Origin of the sequence: Bacteroides muris (ex Fokt et al. 2023), assembly GCF_024704895.1 — a bacterium.
Lineage (GTDB): Bacteria > Bacteroidota > Bacteroidia > Bacteroidales > Bacteroidaceae > Bacteroides > Bacteroides muris.
Map to the genome: position 1 here is coordinate 1 of NZ_JAMZEE010000031.1, position 20,079 is coordinate 20,079.

General features: G+C 45.6%; 18 protein-coding genes and 1 pseudogene. 15 read left to right on the forward strand and 4 right to left on the reverse strand.

Going from position 1 to position 20,079, the window contains the following annotated elements:
* Positions 1 to 199 precede the first annotated feature (199 nt).
* A pseudogene (locus tag M1B78_RS12445) lies at positions 200 to 1,174 on the forward strand (glycoside hydrolase family 2 TIM barrel-domain containing protein); the annotation flags it as partial.
* Positions 1,175 to 1,233: 59 nt separating this feature from the next.
* Here the strand turns inward: M1B78_RS12445 and M1B78_RS12450 are convergent.
* The 3 genes from M1B78_RS12450 to M1B78_RS12460 form a co-directional block, all read right to left on the reverse strand.
* Positions 1,234 to 1,791: an RNA polymerase sigma-70 factor gene (locus M1B78_RS12450; RefSeq protein WP_257940836.1), complete on the reverse strand. Its 558-nt coding sequence runs from the start codon at positions 1,789 to 1,791 to the stop codon at positions 1,234 to 1,236.
* Positions 1,792 to 1,958: 167 nt separating this feature from the next.
* Positions 1,959 to 3,599: a beta-N-acetylhexosaminidase gene (locus M1B78_RS12455; protein WP_430732571.1), complete on the reverse strand. Its 1,641-nt coding sequence runs from the start codon at positions 3,597 to 3,599 to the stop codon at positions 1,959 to 1,961.
* Positions 3,600 to 3,643: 44 nt separating this feature from the next.
* The gene (locus tag M1B78_RS12460) at positions 3,644 to 4,513 is read right to left on the reverse strand and encodes an NAD kinase (RefSeq protein ID WP_257940837.1); all 870 of its coding nucleotides are present in this window, start codon (positions 4,511 to 4,513) and stop codon (positions 3,644 to 3,646) included.
* 103 nt (positions 4,514 to 4,616) lie between these two features.
* Between M1B78_RS12460 and M1B78_RS12465 the strand changes: the two genes are divergently transcribed.
* The 13 genes from M1B78_RS12465 (at position 4,617) to folE (ending at position 15,754) form a co-directional block, all read left to right on the forward strand.
* The gene (locus M1B78_RS12465; protein WP_257930674.1) at positions 4,617 to 5,330 is read left to right on the forward strand and encodes a pyridoxine 5'-phosphate synthase; all 714 of its coding nucleotides are present in this window, start codon (positions 4,617 to 4,619) and stop codon (positions 5,328 to 5,330) included.
* Entirely contained in the window at positions 5,330 to 6,046 is a 717-nt protein-coding gene (locus M1B78_RS12470; RefSeq protein WP_257940838.1) for a MotA/TolQ/ExbB proton channel family protein, read from the forward strand. Before M1B78_RS12465 ends, M1B78_RS12470 begins: the two co-directional genes overlap by 1 nt.
* 38 nt (positions 6,047 to 6,084) lie before the next feature.
* Positions 6,085 to 6,495: an ExbD/TolR family protein gene (locus M1B78_RS12475; protein WP_246866876.1), complete on the forward strand. Its 411-nt coding sequence runs from the start codon at positions 6,085 to 6,087 to the stop codon at positions 6,493 to 6,495.
* Between the two features lie 34 nt (positions 6,496 to 6,529).
* Positions 6,530 to 7,348, forward strand: a complete 819-nt coding sequence (locus M1B78_RS12480; RefSeq protein ID WP_257940839.1) for an energy transducer TonB family protein — start codon at positions 6,530 to 6,532, stop codon at positions 7,346 to 7,348.
* Positions 7,349 to 7,362: 14 nt separating this feature from the next.
* Complete coding sequence (locus tag M1B78_RS12485; protein WP_257940840.1) at positions 7,363 to 7,911, forward strand: DJ-1 family glyoxalase III; 549 nt, start codon at positions 7,363 to 7,365, stop codon at positions 7,909 to 7,911.
* Between the two features lie 17 nt (positions 7,912 to 7,928).
* Entirely contained in the window at positions 7,929 to 8,600 is a 672-nt protein-coding gene (locus tag M1B78_RS12490) for a 2-C-methyl-D-erythritol 4-phosphate cytidylyltransferase (protein ID WP_257940841.1), read from the forward strand.
* Positions 8,588 to 10,684 carry an ATP-dependent DNA helicase RecG gene (gene recG / locus M1B78_RS12495; protein ID WP_257940842.1) on the forward strand — a complete coding sequence of 699 codons (2,097 nt, stop codon included), beginning with the start codon at positions 8,588 to 8,590 and terminating at the stop codon, positions 10,682 to 10,684. Before M1B78_RS12490 ends, recG begins: the two co-directional genes overlap by 13 nt.
* A 272-nt stretch (positions 10,685 to 10,956) precedes the next feature.
* Positions 10,957 to 11,826: a M23 family metallopeptidase gene (locus tag M1B78_RS12500; protein WP_035457839.1), complete on the forward strand. Its 870-nt coding sequence runs from the start codon at positions 10,957 to 10,959 to the stop codon at positions 11,824 to 11,826.
* 136 nt (positions 11,827 to 11,962) lie between these two features.
* Positions 11,963 to 12,505 carry a DUF1599 domain-containing protein gene (locus M1B78_RS12505; RefSeq protein ID WP_016273109.1) on the forward strand — a complete coding sequence of 181 codons (543 nt, stop codon included), beginning with the start codon at positions 11,963 to 11,965 and terminating at the stop codon, positions 12,503 to 12,505.
* On the forward strand, positions 12,495 to 13,787 hold the full coding sequence (locus tag M1B78_RS12510) for a BT_3928 family protein (RefSeq protein WP_257940843.1): 1,293 nt from the start codon (positions 12,495 to 12,497) through the stop codon (positions 13,785 to 13,787). Before M1B78_RS12505 ends, M1B78_RS12510 begins: the two co-directional genes overlap by 11 nt.
* A 49-nt stretch (positions 13,788 to 13,836) precedes the next feature.
* The gene (tpiA, locus tag M1B78_RS12515) at positions 13,837 to 14,592 is read left to right on the forward strand and encodes a triose-phosphate isomerase (protein ID WP_005829974.1); all 756 of its coding nucleotides are present in this window, start codon (positions 13,837 to 13,839) and stop codon (positions 14,590 to 14,592) included.
* Positions 14,593 to 14,698: 106 nt separating this feature from the next.
* Positions 14,699 to 15,157 carry an SPOR domain-containing protein gene (locus M1B78_RS12520; RefSeq protein WP_035457767.1) on the forward strand — a complete coding sequence of 153 codons (459 nt, stop codon included), beginning with the start codon at positions 14,699 to 14,701 and terminating at the stop codon, positions 15,155 to 15,157.
* Between the two features lie 9 nt (positions 15,158 to 15,166).
* Positions 15,167 to 15,754, forward strand: coding sequence for a GTP cyclohydrolase I FolE (folE, locus tag M1B78_RS12525; protein ID WP_005829983.1), 588 nt, complete (start codon positions 15,167 to 15,169; stop codon positions 15,752 to 15,754).
* Between the two features lie 22 nt (positions 15,755 to 15,776).
* Here the strand turns inward: folE and dnaG are convergent, their stop codons facing one another.
* Entirely contained in the window at positions 15,777 to 17,879 is a 2,103-nt protein-coding gene (gene dnaG, locus M1B78_RS12530) for a DNA primase (RefSeq protein ID WP_257930681.1), read from the reverse strand.
* Positions 17,880 to 18,187: 308 nt separating this feature from the next.
* On the opposite strand from dnaG, the gene M1B78_RS12535 reads away from it, so the two are divergent.
* A complete protein-coding gene (locus tag M1B78_RS12535) occupies positions 18,188 to 20,074 on the forward strand; it encodes a fibrobacter succinogenes major paralogous domain-containing protein (protein ID WP_257940844.1) in 1,887 nt (628 codons plus the stop codon).
* The last annotated feature ends 5 nt before the right edge of the window (positions 20,075 to 20,079 follow it).

Here is a 20,079-nt window from a genome sequence, read left to right on the forward strand (position 1 = left end):
TTTCGCTTCCTTTCTTGCGGATTTATAATTTTTTCTATAACTTGCCACTGTTTATCAGTAAGGTTAGTTGAGTATTGTTCCATAACTCTAATTGATTGACACTCATAAAGCTACAAATAAACCTTCAATTAACCTGCTGATTTACAATATATTATTCATTGTAATAACGTTTATCTTCAATAAATTTTAAACAGCTTCTCCTTTTGTGAATCGGGTGACAGGAGAAGAAGCCGAAAATGCAAAGAACCAGCTTAGGGAGCTAATCCGTCAGAATTACAATCATCCTTCCATCTATGTGTGGGGATTGCACAATGAGGTATATTCTCCCCATGAATATACGGCACAGCTTACTGCCGATCTTCATGACCTTGCTAAAACAGAAGACCCTGACCGTTATACTGTTTCAGTAAATGGTTATGGACACATGAATCATCCGGTGAATCTAAATGCTGATATTCAGGCAATGAATCGTTATTTTGGCTGGTATGAGAAAAAAATCAAGGATATAGACACGTGGATAGAAGATTTGGAAAAAGAGTATCCTAGCCAAAAATTTATTCTTTCGGAGTATGGTGCGGATGCCAATATTAATCATCAGACGGAACTGTTGGGAGAATCTTTGAAATGGTGGGAACAATATTATCCGGAGACATTTCAGACCAAAGTGCATGAATATCATTGGAGTGTGATTGCTAAACATCCGTATATCGTAGCTTCTTATTTATGGAACTCTTTTGACTTTGCTACTCCTATGGCTAATCGTGGAGGAATTGTGGCCAGGAATATGAAAGGCTTGATGACATTTGATAGAAAAACAAGAAAAGATTCCTATTATTGGTATAAAGCGAATTGGAGCAAGGAGCCTGTAGTGCATCTTACTCAACGTCGTAATATAGACAGGGAGCGTAAAGAAACTTCAGTAACAGTTTATTCGAATATTGGAACTCCCAAGGTCTATCTGAATGGTAAAGAGTTGCAGGGTATTCGAAAAGGCTATACAGAAGTGCATTATGTCTTTGACCATGTTTCCCTTGATAATGGAAAGAATATATTGAAGGCAGTGGCCGTAAAAAATGGAGAGGAATATATGGACGAAATAGAGTGGAATTATTCCGGAGAAAAGAACAGGGGAACTGAATTTTATGAAAATAAGCAGGAGCATTCCGGGTTTTAAAAAGTGAGGCGAATATAAAAAATCCCCTTGCTTTAGTATTGGTTCGTAATAGCATGTGGCTAAAGCAAGGGGATTTGAAAGAGATAGGCATATTTATCATCAAGAAAATTTTTGATACGTTTTAATGCTTTGGTAATCTGTGCCTCCACTGTTTTTACCGAGACGTTCATTTCATTGGCTATTTCTTGATTGGTTTTGCTTCCTTCCCGGCTTAATCGGAATACTTTTTGGCATTTGTCGGGCAATGCGTAAATAGCTTCCTGTACAAGAAGATTCAATTCCTCCATTTCAAGCATTGAAGCTGTTTCATCATTGATTATATCGTTTGCCTCGTCAAGCGGAAGCATCTTTTTTTTGTCTCGTAAACAGTTCAGACATCGGTTACGTACTGCTTGGAAAAGGTAGGCTTTTAGTGATAAAGTCAGATTTATTTGATTACCATGCTCCCATAAGTACATATAAATATCAAGAACGAGTTCTTCTCCCTCTTGTGTGTTGTTCAGATATAAATGCGCATATCGACAGAGGGGCACGAAATACATATCAAATAGATATTTGAAAGCGTGCTCATCTTTAGATTGTATAAGTTTCAATAATAAAATATCATCTGCAACCATACTAAAACAAAAGATAAAATCATTCTCTTTGATAAAGAGAATAGAAAATCCGGTGGTAAAGTTATGAATTATTTAATTATTTGAGTGCATTCTATTAATGCAAAATGATTATATTCTTTTTCCCTAACCAGATAGTTCGCTATCTATTTTTTAGGCTTGGTAGCAGTTTAATTCTCATTTTTCCCGAACACCTCAAAAGGCACACGGATAGACACCCCCCGTTGAATCAGATTGTATAGGTTAGGTAACATCCGGCGTTTAAAGTCTTTCCAGTTTGTACCGGGATTTTTGTTCCAGCCGGCTTCGGCTAAAGCCAACCCTCGGGGGAAAGTCATATAGGTGGCACGGTTTATATCTTTGATGGCTTCTCCCCATAGGGTTCCCATGATTCCTATGATTTGTTTGCGCTTGTCAGCCTCTAGTTTGTAAGTGGGATCGAAGCTGAATGTTTTCTGAAGGGTAGTGATGGGCATTCCCCAATTGTGGAATTCCGGAAAATCGTTCTTGTATTGCGGGTAGTCTAGATAAGCGTACTCACCGGGAGCAAGAATAAGAGTGTTGTTGGATTTCCGTGTCAGTTCGATACATTTAGGAGTGAGGGCGTTTCGCCAAGTCACGAGGGTGACATCTTGTGGATAGTCAAAGAGATATTTGCTGGCAGGGTAATAGATATTATCCAGCTCGCACCAGAGGATGGTGTGGAGTCCGTACCGTTTGGTAGAAGTCAACACCTTTCCGAAGAAGATGTTCATTAATTGGTCAGGATTGGTATAGCCGTGTTCCTTCATCAGTTGAAGGTTTTCGGGGCTTTTTGCCCAGTTCTTCTTGATGGCGGATTCATCCCCTCCCAAATGAATCTTCTTGGAGGGGAAGAGAAGTGACATTTCGCGGATGACATCATCAAGGAGCTTATATACTTGCGGATTGGCTGCGGAAAGCATGACATTGTCCGTTTTGCCCAATTTGAAGATGGAGTCTTTATGGATGTCACAACGCAGTTCCGGATAAGCTGTAAGAATGGCAGCCGTATGTCCGGGTATATCTATTTCGGGAATGATTTCCACGTTCAGGTTTGCGGCATATTCTACCAGGTCTTTAATTTGCTCTTGGGTATAGAAACCGTTGTCGGGTCCGTTATTACCCCCTTGAGGAGTACGGAAAGCGCCCACTTCGGTTAGTTTAGGATGACTTTTGATTTCAATTCGCCAGCCTTGATCGTCACTGAGGTGGAGCTGCAATACATTGAATTTATAACGTGCCATCTGCCGGATGTAGTGTTTCACATCATTCACGGGTAGAAAATGACGGGCAGGGTCGAGCATTAACGCACGGTGTGCATACGCCGGGCTGTCTTCGATGAAGAGGGACTGGATTTTTTTGTTTCCGGTGTTTATGACATCTCCTAAGAGTACTTGGTCAAGGGTGTATATGCCATAGAGTATGCCGGCGGCGGTTTTACCTTCAATGGTTATTTCGTTGGGAGTTATGGAGAGCCTGTATTGTTCATAGTCAGGAATTTCAGAGTTAAGTAGAAGCTTGATTCTTCCTTCTGTACCAATCGGGAGCTCCATATCGAATCGTTGGTGCCAAATGTTTTGTAGTTCATTGGCAATGAACGATAATGTACCGGAACTGATAACCATTTTTTCATTTTCCGAAAGTCGGAATAAACCTTCACCTTGTTGAATGTGGTTGGGTAAGGGGAGTAAAGCTGCCAGGTTGTTTTGTGCCTGAATATGGCATACTGATAATAACATTGCGAGCAGGAGGCATATTCCTGTTCTTTGGAAGGTGAAAAATGTTTTCATTTATATTGAAGATAAAGTTAGAATGCTTTGCAAATATACGGATATTATCTGATATCCGCCCCCCACATCAATTTATTCCGTAATGTGTCAAAGAAGATGTGGTTGTAGCGTTTTACTACTTTGATGGAATAATCTGCCCGTGAGATATGCAACCGGGTAGTTTCTTTACAGGACTCGCTACGCCCGTCGATGGCAACCAAGAAGTTATGGCTACGGCTTTCCACATCAAGTGTAATTTCCCAGTCGTCACAAATGACGATGGGACGGACGTTGAGACTATGCGGAGCCACAGGAGTAATGGCAATCGTCTTACTGTGAGGAACGATGACCGGACCTCCTACGCTGAGCGAATAGGCAGTAGAGCCAGTAGGGGTGGAAATGACCAGTCCATCGGCTTGATAGGTTGTCAGTGGAGCATCATTGATAGCTGCATGGATACTAATCATGGAAGAACTGTCTCTTTTTAGTACGGCAATTTCATTGAGTGCATAAGGAAACTTCATCAATAGTTCGTCATCACATTTCAGTTGTAGCACACTACGCTCTTCCACTTTATAATGGTTATTGTAAATTTCTTCAAAAGTGTTCTCCATTTCTTCGGGAGAGATATCCGCTAAAAATCCCAGACGGCCGGTATTAATGCCTAAAATTGGAATATTCTTTTTTCCTACACGGCTGGCTGCCTTCAGAAAAGTACCGTCACCACCGATGCTGATAACCATGTCGGCATGAAAGTCATCTTCGTCAAATAATTCGGCAGACGGTATGTCAAGATGTAAGTCGGCAGTCAGAAAATGATAGAATTCCCGGCAGACACAAAGTTGTGCATTATGCCGTTCCAATATGCGGAAAAGATTCTCTGCATGGGAAGATTTTTTTGCTTGGTAAGTATTTCCAATTATGGCAAATTTCATAGTCAATCTATTGTTATGCTGCGCAAAGATGCTATTTTTTTCTCAGAATGCTGCCAACATATTGCTATTATTTGTACTTTTGTCCCAAACTATAAACCAAATTATGACGAGATTAAGCGTAAATATAAATAAGGTTGCAACGCTGCGCAATGCCCGTGGAGGTGATGTTCCGAATGTTATAAAGGTTGCGCAGGATTGTGAAAGCTTTGGTGCTGATGGTATTACGGTGCATCCCCGTCCTGATGAAAGGCATATTCGCCGTAAGGATGTGTATGATTTGCGGCCGTTGTTGCGTACGGAGTTCAATATCGAAGGTTATCCTGCACCCGATTTTATGGATTTGGTCTTGAAGGTGAAACCGCATCAGGTTACTTTGGTTCCCGACAGTCCTACACAGCTGACTTCAAATGCAGGTTGGGATACCAAGACCCATTTTGACTTCTTGAACGAAGTGCTGGATGAGTTCAACAATGCCGGTATCCGTACTTCCGTATTTGTTTCCACCGATACCGAAATGATTGAATATGCCGCCAAGGCCGGTGCCGACCGCGTGGAGCTATATACGGAACCTTATGCTACGGCTTATCCCAAAGGACGGGAAGCGGCTGTGGCTCCTTTTGTCGAGGCTGCCAAGGTGGCCCGAAGCTTAGGTCTGGGGCTGAATGCCGGACATGACCTGAGTCTGGTGAATCTGAATTATTTTTATCAAAACATTCCGTGGCTGGACGAGGTGTCCATCGGGCATGCGCTGATTAGTGACGCATTGTATCTGGGATTGGAGCGTACGGTCAAGGAATATAAAAACTGTCTTCGCTGATGAATGTAATGTTGTTATTGGCCCAAGTGGCTCCGGCACTGACTGACTCTATTTCAGGTGCCAATCCGGTACTGACACAAGTAAACGCTTCCGACGAAATGAATTTATGGAGCATGGCCATCAAAGGTGGCTGGATTATGGTTGTTTTGGGCTTGATGTCCGTACTTTGTTTTTACATCTTGTTTGAACGTAATTATGTTATCCGGAAGGCGGGGAAAGAAGACCCTCAGTTCATGGATAAAATAAAGGATTATATTTTGGGTGGGGAATTGAAAGCTGCCATTGCTTATTGTCGCAGTGTGGATACTCCCTCGGCTCGTATGATTGAAAAAGGTATCAGCCGTTTGGGACGCCCGGTGAACGATGTGCAGGCTGCCATTGAGAATGTGGGTAATATTGAGGTTGCCAAACTGGAGAAGGGAATGACGATTATGGCCACTATTTCCAGTGGGGCTCCTATGCTTGGCTTCCTTGGCACGGTGACAGGCATGGTACGTGCGTTTTGGCAAATGGCGAATGCCGGGAATAATATTGATATCGGCTTGCTTTCCGGTGGTATTTATGAGGCAATGATTACTACGGTGGGCGGTTTGATAGTCGGCATCATAGCTATGTTTGCCTATAATTATCTGGTGACACTGATAGATGGCGTGGTCAACAAAATGGAAGCCAAGACAATGGCATTCATGGATTTGTTGAATGAACCGGCGAAATGATTAATTAAAAAATGAATAATTAAAAGAAGAGGAGAAGCGTGTTAAAACGTAGAGCTAAAATATCGCCCAATTTCAGTATGGCGTCCATGACGGACTTGATTTTCCTGCTGCTGATTTTCTTTATGATAACGTCTACCATGGTATCACCCAATGCTATCAAGGTGCTGTTGCCGCAGGGAAAGCAACAGACCTCTGCGAAGCCTTTGACAAGAGTTATCATAGATAAAAACCTGAATTATTATGCTGCTTTTGGCAATGACAAGGAACAGTCTCTGACGCTTGAAGAATTGACTCCTTTCCTGCAATCGTGTGCGGAGAAGGAACCTGAAATGTATATAGCTTTGTATGCTGACGAAACGGTGCCCTATCGGGAAATCGTGAAGGTGTTGAATATTGCGAATGAGAATAAGTTCAAGATGGTGCTGGCAACACGGCCGCCGGAAAACTAAATCGTACATTGTACATGGTTAAATTGTAAATGCAATGGTGAATCAGAAGAAGAAAGGAAAATATATAGGTATGGTAGGTGCACTCGTGGTGCATATTGCCATTATTGTCCTTTTGATACTGGTAGGATTCACCCGGCCGGAACCTTCGGAAGAAGGTGGTGTGCCTGTTATGTTGGGAGAAGTGCCCGATGCACTCGGTGCTGCCGATCCTTCTTTGGTAAAGGTGGACGTTATGCCGGAGGAAATTGCCCCCCGGGTGCAGGAAACGGTGGAGCAGGATATCATTACGCAGGAAACTGAAGAGTCAGTTGCGATAAAACCCAAAGCCCAACCCAAGAAAAAAGAGGAGGTGAAGAAGCCGGAAAAAACGGAAGCCGAAAAAGCGGAAGAAGCCCGTAAACTGGCGGCGGCAAAGGCCGAGCGGGAGCGTAAGGAAGCCGAAGAGGCTGCCCGCAGACGAGTGGCCGGCGCTTTTGGCAAAGGTGCCCAGATGGGTAGTAAAGGTGACACGGAAGGAGAAGGTATTCAAGGAAGTCCTACAGGGAATGCTCCGTCCGGAGCTACTTCGGGTACGGGAGGTTACGGTTCGTTTAATTTGGGCGGGCGTTCTCTCGGTGAGGGCGGATTGCCCCGACCGGTATATAATGTGCAGGATGAGGGCCGGGTTGTGGTGACCATCACAGTGAACCCTGCCGGACATGTGATAGCGACCAGTATCAATCGTCAGACCAATACCGTCAATCCGGCATTGCGGAAAGCGGCGGAAGATGCTGCCAGGAAAGCCCGTTTCAATGCGGTAAGCGGCTTGAACAATCAGACGGGAACAATAACGTATTATTTTAATCTAAAATAAGAGGAGGAACAATTATGGGTACAGTTTATGTCTTTTTTGCCGACGGATTTGAAGAAATAGAAGCTTTTACTTCTGTAGATGTGATGAGACGTGCCGGATTGAACGTAGAAATGGTGACGGTAACTCCTGATGAAATAGTGACGGGAGCACACCATGTTCCGGTCTTGTGCGATAAGAACATAGCGAACTGTGATTTCTCCGATGCGGAGCTTATATTATTGCCGGGCGGTATGCCGGGTGCGTCCACTTTGGAAAAATGTGGAGAACTGCGTAACCTGATACTGCGTTTTGCCCAAGAGCGGAAACCGATTGCTGCCATCTGTGCAGCTCCTATGGTATTGGGTAAATTAGGATTGCTGAAAGGCAAGAAAGCCACTTGTTATCCCGGATTTGAACAATATTTGGAAGGTGCGGAATGTACGGGTGCCCTGGTGGAAAGAGACGGCAATGTCATTACAGGAAAAGGACCGGGTGCTGCTATGGACTTTGCATTGGCTGTAGTGGAACTGCTACAAGGCAAAGGAAAAGTGCAGGAACTGAAAGAAGCCATGTGTGTTCTTTAATTTTCAAATCTCAATTAATGGAGTATGCTCTGATTGTAGCAGGTGGTAAGGGCTTGCGCATGGGAACCGACCTTCCCAAACAGTTTCTTCCGATAGGAGGAAAGCCGGTTTTGATGCGCACGTTGGAAGCTTTTTATGCCTGTAATGCTGAGATACAGATTATATTAGTACTTCCTCACAGCCAGCAGGACTACTGGAGGCAGCTGTGCAAGGAGTACTGTTTTTCATTGCCGCATGTTATTGCAGATGGAGGGGAGACGCGGTTTCACTCCGTAAAGAATGGTTTGGCTTTGGTAAAGACACCTGCTTTGGTTGGTGTGCACGATGGGGTACGTCCGTTTGTGGCCCGGGAGGTGATTACGCGCTGCTATGACTTGGCAGCTGAGAAAAAGGCCGTAATTCCAGTAATCGGTGTGGTAGAGACCGTTCGACGTATAGGAGGGAAAGGCAGTGTGACTGTCAGTAGGGATGACTATAGATTGGTGCAGACTCCCCAGGTTTTTGACGCAGAATTGCTGAAAGCGGCATACGAGCAGCCTTATATGCCCCACTTTACCGATGATGCTTCTGTGGTGGAGGCATTGGGTGCATCTGTCTTTTTGACACCGGGAAACAGGGAAAACATTAAAATAACCACTCCTTTTGATTTAAAAATAGCCACAGCTCTTATAGATTCATGTTCGATTTAGCCACGCGTGACATAAAATATTTGCCGGGCGTCGGGCCGCAGCGTGCTTCGGTGCTCAATAAGGAATTGGGCATTTACTCCTTGCACGATTTACTATATTACTTTCCATACAAATATGTAGACCGCAGTCGGATTTATTATGTTCGGGAGATTGACGGGACGATGCCCTATATTCAGCTGAAAGGTGAAATCTTGAGTTTTGAGACAGCCGGAGAGGGGCGCCAGCGCAGGCTGATTGCCCATTTTTCTGACGGTACGGGAGTGGTGGATCTGGTTTGGTTCCAGGGCATCAAATATCTGGTGGGGAGGTATAAGGTGCGTCAGGAATATATTGTATTCGGAAAACCCACCTTCTTCAATGGCAGGATAAACATGGCTCATCCGGACATAGACTCTGCTTCGGATTTGAAATTGTCGTCCATGGGGTTACGACCTTATTATAATACGACTGAAAAGATGAAGCGGAGTTCTCTCAATTCACATGCCATTGAGAAGATGATGAATACGGCGCTGCAACAGTTGCGTGAGCCATTACCCGAGACCCTTTCTCCCGCCATACTTGCCGGGCATCATCTGATACCGTTGACGGATGCTTTGGCCAATATACACTTTCCCGCTAATCCGGATGTATTGCGCAAGGCACAGTATCGGCTGAAGTTTGAGGAGCTTTTTTACGTACAGTTGAACATCCTGCGGTATGCAAAAGACCGTCAGCGGAAATATCGCGGTTATATTTTTGAAAGGGTGGGGGAAGTGTTCAATACTTTCTATTCCCGTAATCTTCCTTTTGAACTGACCAATGCGCAGAAGCGGGTATTGAAGGAAATCCGTAAGGATGTAGGCTCGGGAAAGCAGATGAACCGCTTGTTGCAAGGCGATGTGGGAAGTGGAAAGACGCTTGTCGCGCTGATGAGTATGTTGATGGCGCTCGATAATGGTTATCAGGCGTGTATGATGGCGCCTACCGAGATTCTGGCAAACCAGCACTATGAAACCATTCGTGAACTGCTGTATGGAATGGAAGTTCGTGTGGAACTGTTGACCGGTTCTGTCAAGGGCAAGCGGCGTGAAGCTATCCTTGCCGGTTTGTTGACGGGAGACATACATATATTGATAGGTACTCATGCCGTCATTGAAGATACGGTGAATTTTGCTTCGCTCGGTTTGGTGGTGATTGACGAGCAGCATCGTTTCGGCGTGGCCCAACGGGCACGGTTGTGGACAAAGAATGTACAGCCCCCCCATGTATTGGTGATGACGGCAACCCCGATTCCCCGTACATTGGCAATGACGCTTTATGGCGATTTGGATGTGTCTGTCATCGATGAATTACCTCCCGGACGTAAGCCGATTGTCACTCTTCATCAGTTTGATAGCCGTCGGATAAGCTTGTACCAGTCCATGCACAAGCAGATTACCGAAGGTAGGCAGGTTTATATTGTCTATCCGTTGATTAAGGAAAGCGAAAAGATTGACTTAAAGAATCTTGAGGAAGGATATCTGCATATTTGTGAGGAATTTCCCGAGTGCAGGGTTTGCAAGGTGCATGGAAAGATGAAACCTGCCGAGAAAGATGCCCAGATGCAGTTGTTCGTATCCGGCGAGGCACAGATAATGGTGGCTACCACTGTAATCGAGGTTGGTGTAAATGTGCCCAATGCTTCGGTGATGGTGATTGAGAACGCCGAGCGCTTCGGGCTGTCTCAGCTTCATCAGCTTCGGGGACGCGTAGGACGTGGAGCCGACCAATCGTATTGTATTCTGGTTACCGGTTATAAGTTGGCGGAAGACACAAGGAAGCGTTTGGAGATAATGGTGCGGACCAATGACGGTTTTGAAATAGCGGAAGCGGACTTGAAACTACGTGGTCCCGGAGATTTGGAAGGGACACAGCAGAGCGGCATTGCTTTCGACCTGAAGATTGCCGATGTAGCCCGTGACGGACAATTGCTGCAATATGTCCGTGAAGTGGCCCAAACGGTGGTGGATGCAGACCCACATGGCATGTTGCCCGAGAATGAGGTCTTGTGGCGACAATTGAAAGCGTTGAGAAAAACGAACGTTAATTGGGCTGCCATTAGCTAAGAAAAACGGTTGAATATACACTTTTGTTGTGTTTTATGTTGTAAAACATGTTTATGTGTAAGTCTCATATTAATAAAAGATTAAGGCTACTTTGTGGGTTTTACAGCTTTCTCTTCTTCAAAAAAATAGTTAATGATTGATGTCGCTTTTCAGAGAGAAATATTACCTTTGGGAGAATTTTTTTGAAAATCAATCCGGATATTCGTGTAGAACAAGTGGTGTTTGATTTGCCGAGATGCTTGCGACGGATATCAAAATGAATGACGAAACGAATGAATTTTAATTGGATAAAAACTGCTTTATTGGCTGCGACGGCAATGGTCAGCTTGAATTCTTTCTCGCAAGACCTGATTGCCCGCCAAGCCCCCATCGACAGAAAACTTAAAAGTGTAGATTCGCTTGCTTTGCAGAAACAGATACGTGCGGAACAATCCTTGTATCCGGGTTTGGATTTATATCCCAACTGGAATAACGAATTCGTACAAGCTTATGGCAACGCTATTGTGCCTGAGAACTATACATTTGATTTGACCGGTTTCTGCATGCCTACTTCAAATACCCGTATTACAGATGTATTCGGTTACCGTCCCCGGAGAAGAAGGGCCCATTACGGCTTGGACATCAAGGTGTATGTAGGAGATACAATTCGCGCGGCTTTTGATGGAAAAGTACGTGTAGTCAAGAATCAAGGTCGTCGCGGATATGGCAAATACGTCGTTATTCGTCACGACAATGGTTTGGAGACCGTTTACGGACACTTGTCTAAGCAGTTGGTTGATACGAACCAGTTGGTAAAAGCCGGTGAACCTATTGCTTTGGGAGGGAATACCGGACGTTCCACCGGTTCACATCTTCACTTTGAAACCCGTTTCTTGGGAATCCCCATCAATCCTGCACTTATGTTTGATTTTGAAAAGCAGGATATCGTAGCTGACTCCTATACATTCCATAAGGCAAAAGGCTCTTCCGGTACTGCACGTAGCATGGCGTCGGGTGAAGGTCTGTTCTATAAGGTAAAGAAGGGAGATACATTGGGACGAATTGCAGCACGTCAAGGAACCTCTATAGACAAACTTTGCAAACTGAACAGGATTACGCGTAAGACAATCCTGAGACCGGGACAAGTATTGCGCTGCTCATAAAAACGTAAAACAATCTCTATAGAAAGAGGGGCTTTAATAGATTTTAGAGTGCCCTCTTTTTCTTTTTCTTTAATTATTCCTATCTTTGCAGCGCATTGTGAAAATAGGCTGTATTTCAGCATAAACAAGCAAGGAAATGAAAGATACCAAGCAACAGTTTGAACATATCATTGCGGTTTGCCGTGACTTGTTCTCCAAGAAACTTCATGATTACGGTCCGGCGTGGCGCATTCTTCGTCCGTCTTCCGTGACAGACCAGATATTCATCAAAGCCAACCGCATCAGAAGCATTGAAACGAAAGGAGTGACCTTGGTAGACGAAGGCATCCGTTCTGAATTCATAGCTATTGTCAACTATGGAATTGTAGGGCTGATACAGTTGGAACTTGGCTATGCCGAGGCTGCCGATATGACCAATGAAGAGGCATTGGTGCTGTATGATAAATATGCCAAAACCTCTTTGGAGTTGATGCTTGCCAAGAATCATGACTATGATGAAGCTTGGCGCAGTATGCGCATCAGTTCGTATACGGATTTGATTTTGATGAAGATTTACCGGACAAAGCAGATTGAAAGCTTGTCCGGAGAGACTTTGGTTTCGGAAGGTATTGATGCCAACTATATGGATATGATTAACTATTCCGTGTTCGGCTTAATTAAGATTGAATTTGGAGATTGACAAGAAACATATTGTCGGAAAGGTTTGGGTGAACCTCTGTCGTTTTCTGCTGGGGGCTTTGTTCATTTTCTCCGGATTTGTAAAGGCCGTTGACCCGTTGGGCTTTTTTTATAAGATTCAGGATTATCTGACGGCTTTCGGCATAATTTCCTGGTTTCCTTCTTATTTGCCGTTGTTGTTGGGAATCGTGTTGTCTGCCATAGAGTTCTGTGTAGGTGTTTTCTTGTTTTTGGGTATACGCCGGAAGGTGGCGTCTGTATTGGCACTGCTGCTGATGGTGGTGATGACCCCTTTGACGCTTTATCTGGCTTTAGCAAATCCGGTGTCCGACTGCGGATGTTTTGGTGATGCGTGGGTATTGACCAATTGGCAGACTTTCAGTAAAAACGTGATGTTGTTGGTGGCGGCAGTGTCTGTATTCAAATGGCAGGATTTGCTGGTACGCTTCATTACACCGAAGATAGAGTGGATGATTTCCATGTATACGTTTCTGTTTGTGTTTGCGTTGTCCTTTTATTGTCTGGAGAATTTGCCGATACTTGATTTCCGTCCTTATAGAATCGGAGCGAATATCAAGGCAGGTATGGAAATTCCCGAAGGTGCCAAACCAAGCGTGTTTGAGAGTCGGTTCATATTGGAAAAAGGAGGCAAGCGTCAGGAATTTACGTTGCAAAATTACCCGGACAGCACATGGACGTTTGTGGAGTCGCGTATGATATTGAAAGAAAAAGGCTATGAACCCCTCATTCATGATTTTTCCATGATGAGTCTGGAAGCATGGGAAGATATAACGGACAGTGTCTTGTCGGATGAGGGATATACGTTTCTGTTGGTTGCCCATCGGATAGAAGAGGCAGATGACAGCAATATCGACCTTATCAACGAAATATATGATTACAGTGTGGAGCACGGTTACGGTTTTTATGCCTTGACTTCATCTCCGGAAGACGAGATTGAGTTGTGGCGTGACAAGACTGGAGCGGAATATCCTTTCTGCCAGACGGATGATATTACGTTGAAGACCATTATCCGTTCAAATCCCGGTTTGCTGTTGATAAAGGACGGAACGATTTTAAACAAATGGAGTGACAATCGGCTGCCTGATGAATATGTGCTGATTGACAGCTTGGACAACTTGGAACTGGGCAGGCAGAAGCAGGAAAGTGACTTACGAACCATAGGCTATGTGTTGTTATGGTTCATCATCCCTCTGATGATGGTGCTTTGTGTCGATATTTTAGTCGTAAGGCGCCGGGAGAGACAACGGCTCAGACGAGAATAGAGAATAGTATCAAATAGTAAATAATTAACCCTTTTAATAATAAAACAAAATGAGAAAAAACATTGTTGCAGGTAACTGGAAAATGAACAAGACCCTCCAGGAGGGTATTGCCCTTGCGAAAGAACTGAATGAAACATTGGCTAACGAGAAGCCTAATTGTGATGTAATCATCTGTACTCCGTTTATCCACCTGGCGTCTGTTACTCCTTTGGTAGATGCAGCCAAGATTGGTGTAGGTGCAGAAAACTGTGCAGACAAAGAGTCGGGCGCATATACCGGCGAAGTATCAGCTGCTATGGTTGCTTCTACTGGTGCAAAATATGTAATTCTGGGTCACTCTGAGCGTCGTGCTTATTACGGTGAGACAGTTGCTATTCTGGAAGAGAAAGTGAAATTGGCTTTGGCTAACGGTCTGACTCCGATTTTCTGTATCGGTGAGGTACTGGAAGAACGTGAAGCAAACAAGCAGAATGAAGTGGTAGCCGCTCAGCTGGCTTCTGTATTCTCTTTGTCTGCCGAAGATTTTTCTAAGATTATCTTGGCATACGAGCCGGTTTGGGCTATCGGTACCGGTAAGACTGCTACTGCGGAACAGGCACAGGAAATCCATGCTTTCATCCGCTCATTGATTGCTGAAAAGTATGGTAAGGAAATCGCTGACAACTGCTCTATTCTTTATGGTGGCAGCTGCAAGCCCTCCAATGCAAAGGAACTGTTTGCCAACCCGGATGTTGACGGCGGTCTGATTGGTGGCGCTGCCTTGAAGGTTTCCGACTTCAAGGGTATCATCGATGCTTTTAACTAATGGATAATGGAGAATTGATAATTGATAACGGGTATGTATGTGCTTGTTGTCGGTTATCAATTCCCTTTGTTTCTTATTATCAATTATCCACTATCAATTATCAATTATGAAAAAGCTTGGTTTACTTTTAGTTGCATGTTTCGCTTTTGCAACCATTTCTGTAGCGCAGAACAATATTGTGAAAAGTCTGGAACGTAATGTGCCGGGACAAGGTAAGGTGACTATCCATCAGGATGCGCGCATTGCGGCATTGATAGGTTCGGCGTATGTACCTGTCGGATCAGACGAACGGAAAGCGATTAAAAGTTCGGGTTACCGCATACAGGTTTATGCAGGGAATAATACCCGTCAGGCCAAGAACGAAGCTTATGCGGTGGCTACCCGCATTAAGGAACATTTCCCCGAACTTACAGTTTATACCTCTTTCAATCCTCCCCGTTGGCTGTGCCGTGCAGGAGACTTCCGCAGCATTGAAGAAGCGGATGCCATGATGCGTCGGTTGCGGGCTACCGGTATATTCAAGGAAGTTTCTATCGTGAAAGAGCAGATAAACATCCCCTTATAAAGAATTGTCATGTTAGGAAAAGAAGAAATCGTATCTCCTTCATTGGATGAACTGAAGGAACATTATCACCGCATCCTTACTCTGCTGGGTGAAGATGCCGGACGTGAAGGTTTGCAGAAGACACCTGAACGGGTGGCGAAGGCCATGTTATCGTTGACGAAAGGTTATCATATGGACCCGCACGAGGTGCTTCGTTCGGCCAAATTTCAAGAAGAGTACAGCCAGATGGTGATTGTGAAAGACATTGACTTCTTCTCACTTTGCGAACACCACATGCTTCCATTCTACGGAAAGGCACATGTGGCATATATTCCTAACGGCTACATTACCGGACTGAGCAAGATAGCCCGTGTAGTGGATATTTTCTCTCACCGCCTGCAAGTGCAGGAACGCATGACACTCCAGATAAAGGAGTGTATCCAGGAGACCCTGAATCCGCTGGGGGTTATGGTTGTTGTGGAGGCCAAACACATGTGCATGCAGATGCGCGGAGTAGAGAAACAGAATTCCATTACCACTACATCCGATTTTACCGGAGCATTCAACCAAGCGAAGACCCGCGAGGAATTTATGAATTTAATCAGGCATAATTCGTGACGGAGAACTCCCCGGATTGAATTTAAAGATTCAGGATGACTCTGTCTCCCAGCCGTTTTGCCATGAGGCTTTTTACTTTGTTCAATTCGTTGTAGCGCTCCATGATGCTGTTGCACTGAGTTTCATCGTTGGCTATGGCAGGGTTTTGCAATGCAGATAGAGTATGCTTCAATTCTTCGCAGACGATGGCATATTTGAAGTTAATCATTAACCGTGGGATTAGTTCATAGAGGCGTTCTTCGTCCGTCACCATTTGTTCTATCTGTGATTTCCTTAACTGATAGCGGTTGCTGATAAGTTCCACGCTCAGCTTGCTGATGACGGGGTCGGGATGCGCCACAAAATACCGTTCAGCGGTAAAACCCTCATTATGGATGCGTTCGGCAGCTTCCGTCAGGATTTGCCGGTGAAGCGGATTGTGGAAGGCAAGCTCGTCTTCTTTTAAATCATTGACAATGTATTCGGTTACAGTGATAGGAGTTTCCTGCCCCTCTTCATTGGTGATATTGCACATCACCCGTTCGCCATAGAGTACTACCATCTTCAAAATCAGCCGTTCATACTTATAGAACTCCTGTCCTTCTTTTCCTTCCTGCGGGATGAAAGATACATATTCTTCCGGAGGGAAAGGCGGAGGAGTTTCGGAAAGGGAACCGTCGGGCAGCAATTCAGACGGATAGCCGACGGCTTGCTGTGCATCAGGGGTGGTTGTAGCTGCTGTATGGTTACCGTTGGCAATGCCTGCTTCTGCGTTGGCTCTTGCGGCATTGGCCAATCGGCGCTCGCGTTCTGCCCGTTCTGCTTGTTGCCCGGCTTGCTTTTCGCGACGCTTGGCGACTTCGGAAACCAGCAGTTTGTCTTCTACATGCAGCAATTGGGCGCATTCCTTTACATAGACGTCGCGCACAATGGCTTCGGGAATGATGGAAATGCTCTGCACGAGGTTACCGATAAGCTCGGCACGCTTAATGGGATCTTTTCCTGCATCTTCAAGCAACAGATTGGTTTTAAAGCGGATAAAGTCCGTTTCATTCTCTTGTATAAAGTTCTGGAATTCCGTCGCATTGTGTTTGCGGGCAAAGGAGTCCGGATCGTCACCGTCGGGCAGGAGGCAAACTTTTACGTTCATGCCTTCTTCCAGCAACATGTCAATACCTCGGATAGAGGCCTTTATACCGGCAGCGTCACCGTCGTAGAGCACTGTCATATTGTTGGTGAAGCGATGAATCATCCGGATTTGTCCGGGTGTCAATGCTGTGCCCGAAGAGGCAACCACATTCTCTATGCCCGATTGGTGCATGGAAATGACGTCCGTATAACCTTCTACCAGAAAACAACGGTCTTGTTTTACAATGGCTTGTTTGGCAAAGTATATGCCATACAGCTCGTTGCTTTTATGATAAATTTCCGATTCAGGCGAGTTGACGTACTTCACCTTGACACCTTTGGTGGCACCGGCAAGTACGCGTCCTCCGAAGGCCACCACCTTGCCGGAGAGAGTATGTACCGGAAAGATGACCCGTCCCCAGAAGCGGTCGCGCAGTCGGTGGTCGTCCGTTTCGTAGCAGAGGCCGGTCTTGACGAGATAATCTTTTTTGTATCCTTTATTCAGGGCTTCCAGAGCGAGGGCGTCGTGGCTCTCGGTACAGTAACCCAATTGAAACTTCTCGATGATGTCATCGCGGAAGCCGCGGCTGCGGAAATAGGCCATGCCGATGCTTCTGCCGTCAACATGGTTCTTCAGGATATTCTGGAAGTAGTCGCGGGCAAAGTTGTTTACGATAAAGAGGCTTTCCCGTTCGCTCTGTGCTATCTTTTCCTCACTGGATAGTTCGCGTTCTTTAATCTCGATACCATACTTCTTGGCAAGGTACTTCAGCGCTTCGGGATAGGACATCTGTTCGTGCTCCATGATGAAGTGCACCGCATTTCCTCCTTTTCCGCAGGCAAAGCATTTGCAGAGTCCTTTGGCAGGGGACACATAGAAGGAGGGGGTTTTGTCATCGTGGAAAGGGCACAGGCCTACATAGTTCACGCCGCGTTTACGCAGGGTGACGAAGTCTGATACCACATCGTATATTTGTGCGGCATCAAGTATGCGGTCTATGGTGGGTTGGTCTATCATTGTCTCTTTTCTAACTTGTGCAAAAGTACATGATATTTCTTGGATAATCAAAAAATATCATGCAGGAAAGAGCAGGCCGGGGGAGGGCTACATCATCATAAGACTCCTGTGGATTGTAGTGTTGAGTTTTTCTTTCAATTATCCGGCAGGTGTGTGCAGTGACGAGAGGAGGTGAAAAAGGGAGTTGGCGGATTGTAATAAAAAGATGAGGAAGATATTTTTCATCCTGAAAAAAGTTATATTTTTGCACCCGCTTTTGAAAATTGTATTGGAGACATTTTTGTTTTTATATAAATTCAATTGGTATTATGAACATTTTTTGTAAGAAAATCAGTGTCCTCCTTTTGTGCGGAACATTATTTTGGGGCGCTTGCTCGGATGACGCACCGTCCGGAGAGGATAGCGGGCAACAAACTTATTCATTGGTAGTGAAAAGTATCACTGCTTCAGGAGAAGATTCCTTCGGAGAACTACGTGAAGTGTCTGTTTTTCAGTTTAGTGACGGCATTCTATACAGGACGCAGTTGCTGAATCCGAAACAAGACGGTACATCCAGCATCTCCGCGCTCAGCGGGTCGCGGCTATATTTTCTCTCGGAAGTGCAGTTGCCTGTTCAGGAAGAGAGCCTTACCGAAGAAGACTTGTGTAATATGGCCATTGGCGAGGGACTTCATGATAATTCCGCTCCGGACTTCATGTCGGCGGTGGTTCAATTGGAAAATGGTGCCGAGACACGCAGTAATCCGGAGGTCAGTGTGGCCATGAAACGTGGTGTGGCCCGTATCGACTTGAATACTACGTCCGATGATAAGATACGGATTGAGGAGATTATAGTGGAAGATGCCCCGGCCGAAACTTTTCCGTTTCAGGAAGGCGTTGCCGTGTCAGACAAGACGGTGAAATATGTGAAGACGTTTGAACCGGCATTCGGAGGAGAACAGCCGAGCGTATTCCGTATTTTTGAAAGCATGTGTCCGGTCCATGTCGTTTTGCGTGGTGCGTATGATGGGATTCCCATCAGGCTGAAAATGGAGTTGCCGCGTATAGAACGCAACAAAGTGTATGAATTGTCGGTACTTAACGTAGGGGCTACAGTGGAAGGAATTTTCGAAATCAAGCCTTGGGAAGAGGGCGAAACGGTGACCGGCAAGCCCGACGCAGACCATCGAATTCTGTTGGATGCCTCCCGGTCGGTCATACCCGAGGGAGTATCGGTAGACTATGAGAACAACATTGTAGAAGTGCCTATGACGGGAGTCGATGGCATGCAACTGGCGTTTCTTGCCGATACCCGGATAGACATTGCGTCTGCCGAAGGAGTTGTGGATGGCGTGATGCTGACCGACATGACGGTAAGCGAAGAGGCCGAAGGGATTGTCTCTTCCTTCAGCGTGTCTGTTCCGGCGCAAGGCAGCGGACGGTTGGGCTATTCGTTCATGGTACACCTGAAGAATGCGCTCATGACCGGTTCCTATGATTTCGTGGAAGTGCGTGTGGCTCCCAGCGACAAGCAGATTGAAACGGTAGAGATGGCTGGAAACGTGTGGATGGCCTTCAACGCGCGCAGCCGCGACCTCGAAGACCAGATTTATCCGTTGGACGGTGTCACGGTGGAAGACATGTACCGCACCAGCTGGATTAATACGGTCGGAGGTCTGTTCCAGTGCGGCCGTAAGTATATGTATGTGCCTTGGCAGGGATATAACCCTTCCAACAACTTGGGCAACCAGACTGCCGACATGCCTTGGCAGAACGATTCGCACATGCCTTGTCCCGAAGGATATAGAGTGCCCACCCGCAACGAACTGAACTCTTTGTTCCCTAAAGGTCAGGAAATTCCTGGTACTTATACGGCAGGAAACGGAGAGCGGATTACCGCCACACTCCATGTGGGAGAAGGTACGTTGGTGACTCCTACCGGTGTCACCGGCACGCAGCATTACGTGAAGTTTACTTCGGAAGATACCGGCCGTTACCTCATCATACCTTTGGCAGGCGGGAAGGGCGACAAATCGACTACCAACAATCCCGCTTTCGGAAAACGTGCCGTATTGTGGACCAGCCAGCGCGACGGATGTCCCGGAGGATATGCCTGGGCCTATTGGATGCAGTTCGAGGGAAAAGAGTCGGCGGTCATTGCCGAACAGCGATTGCAGATGGAGGCGTTCGCGTCCTTGCGTTGTGTAAAGAAATAGAGGAG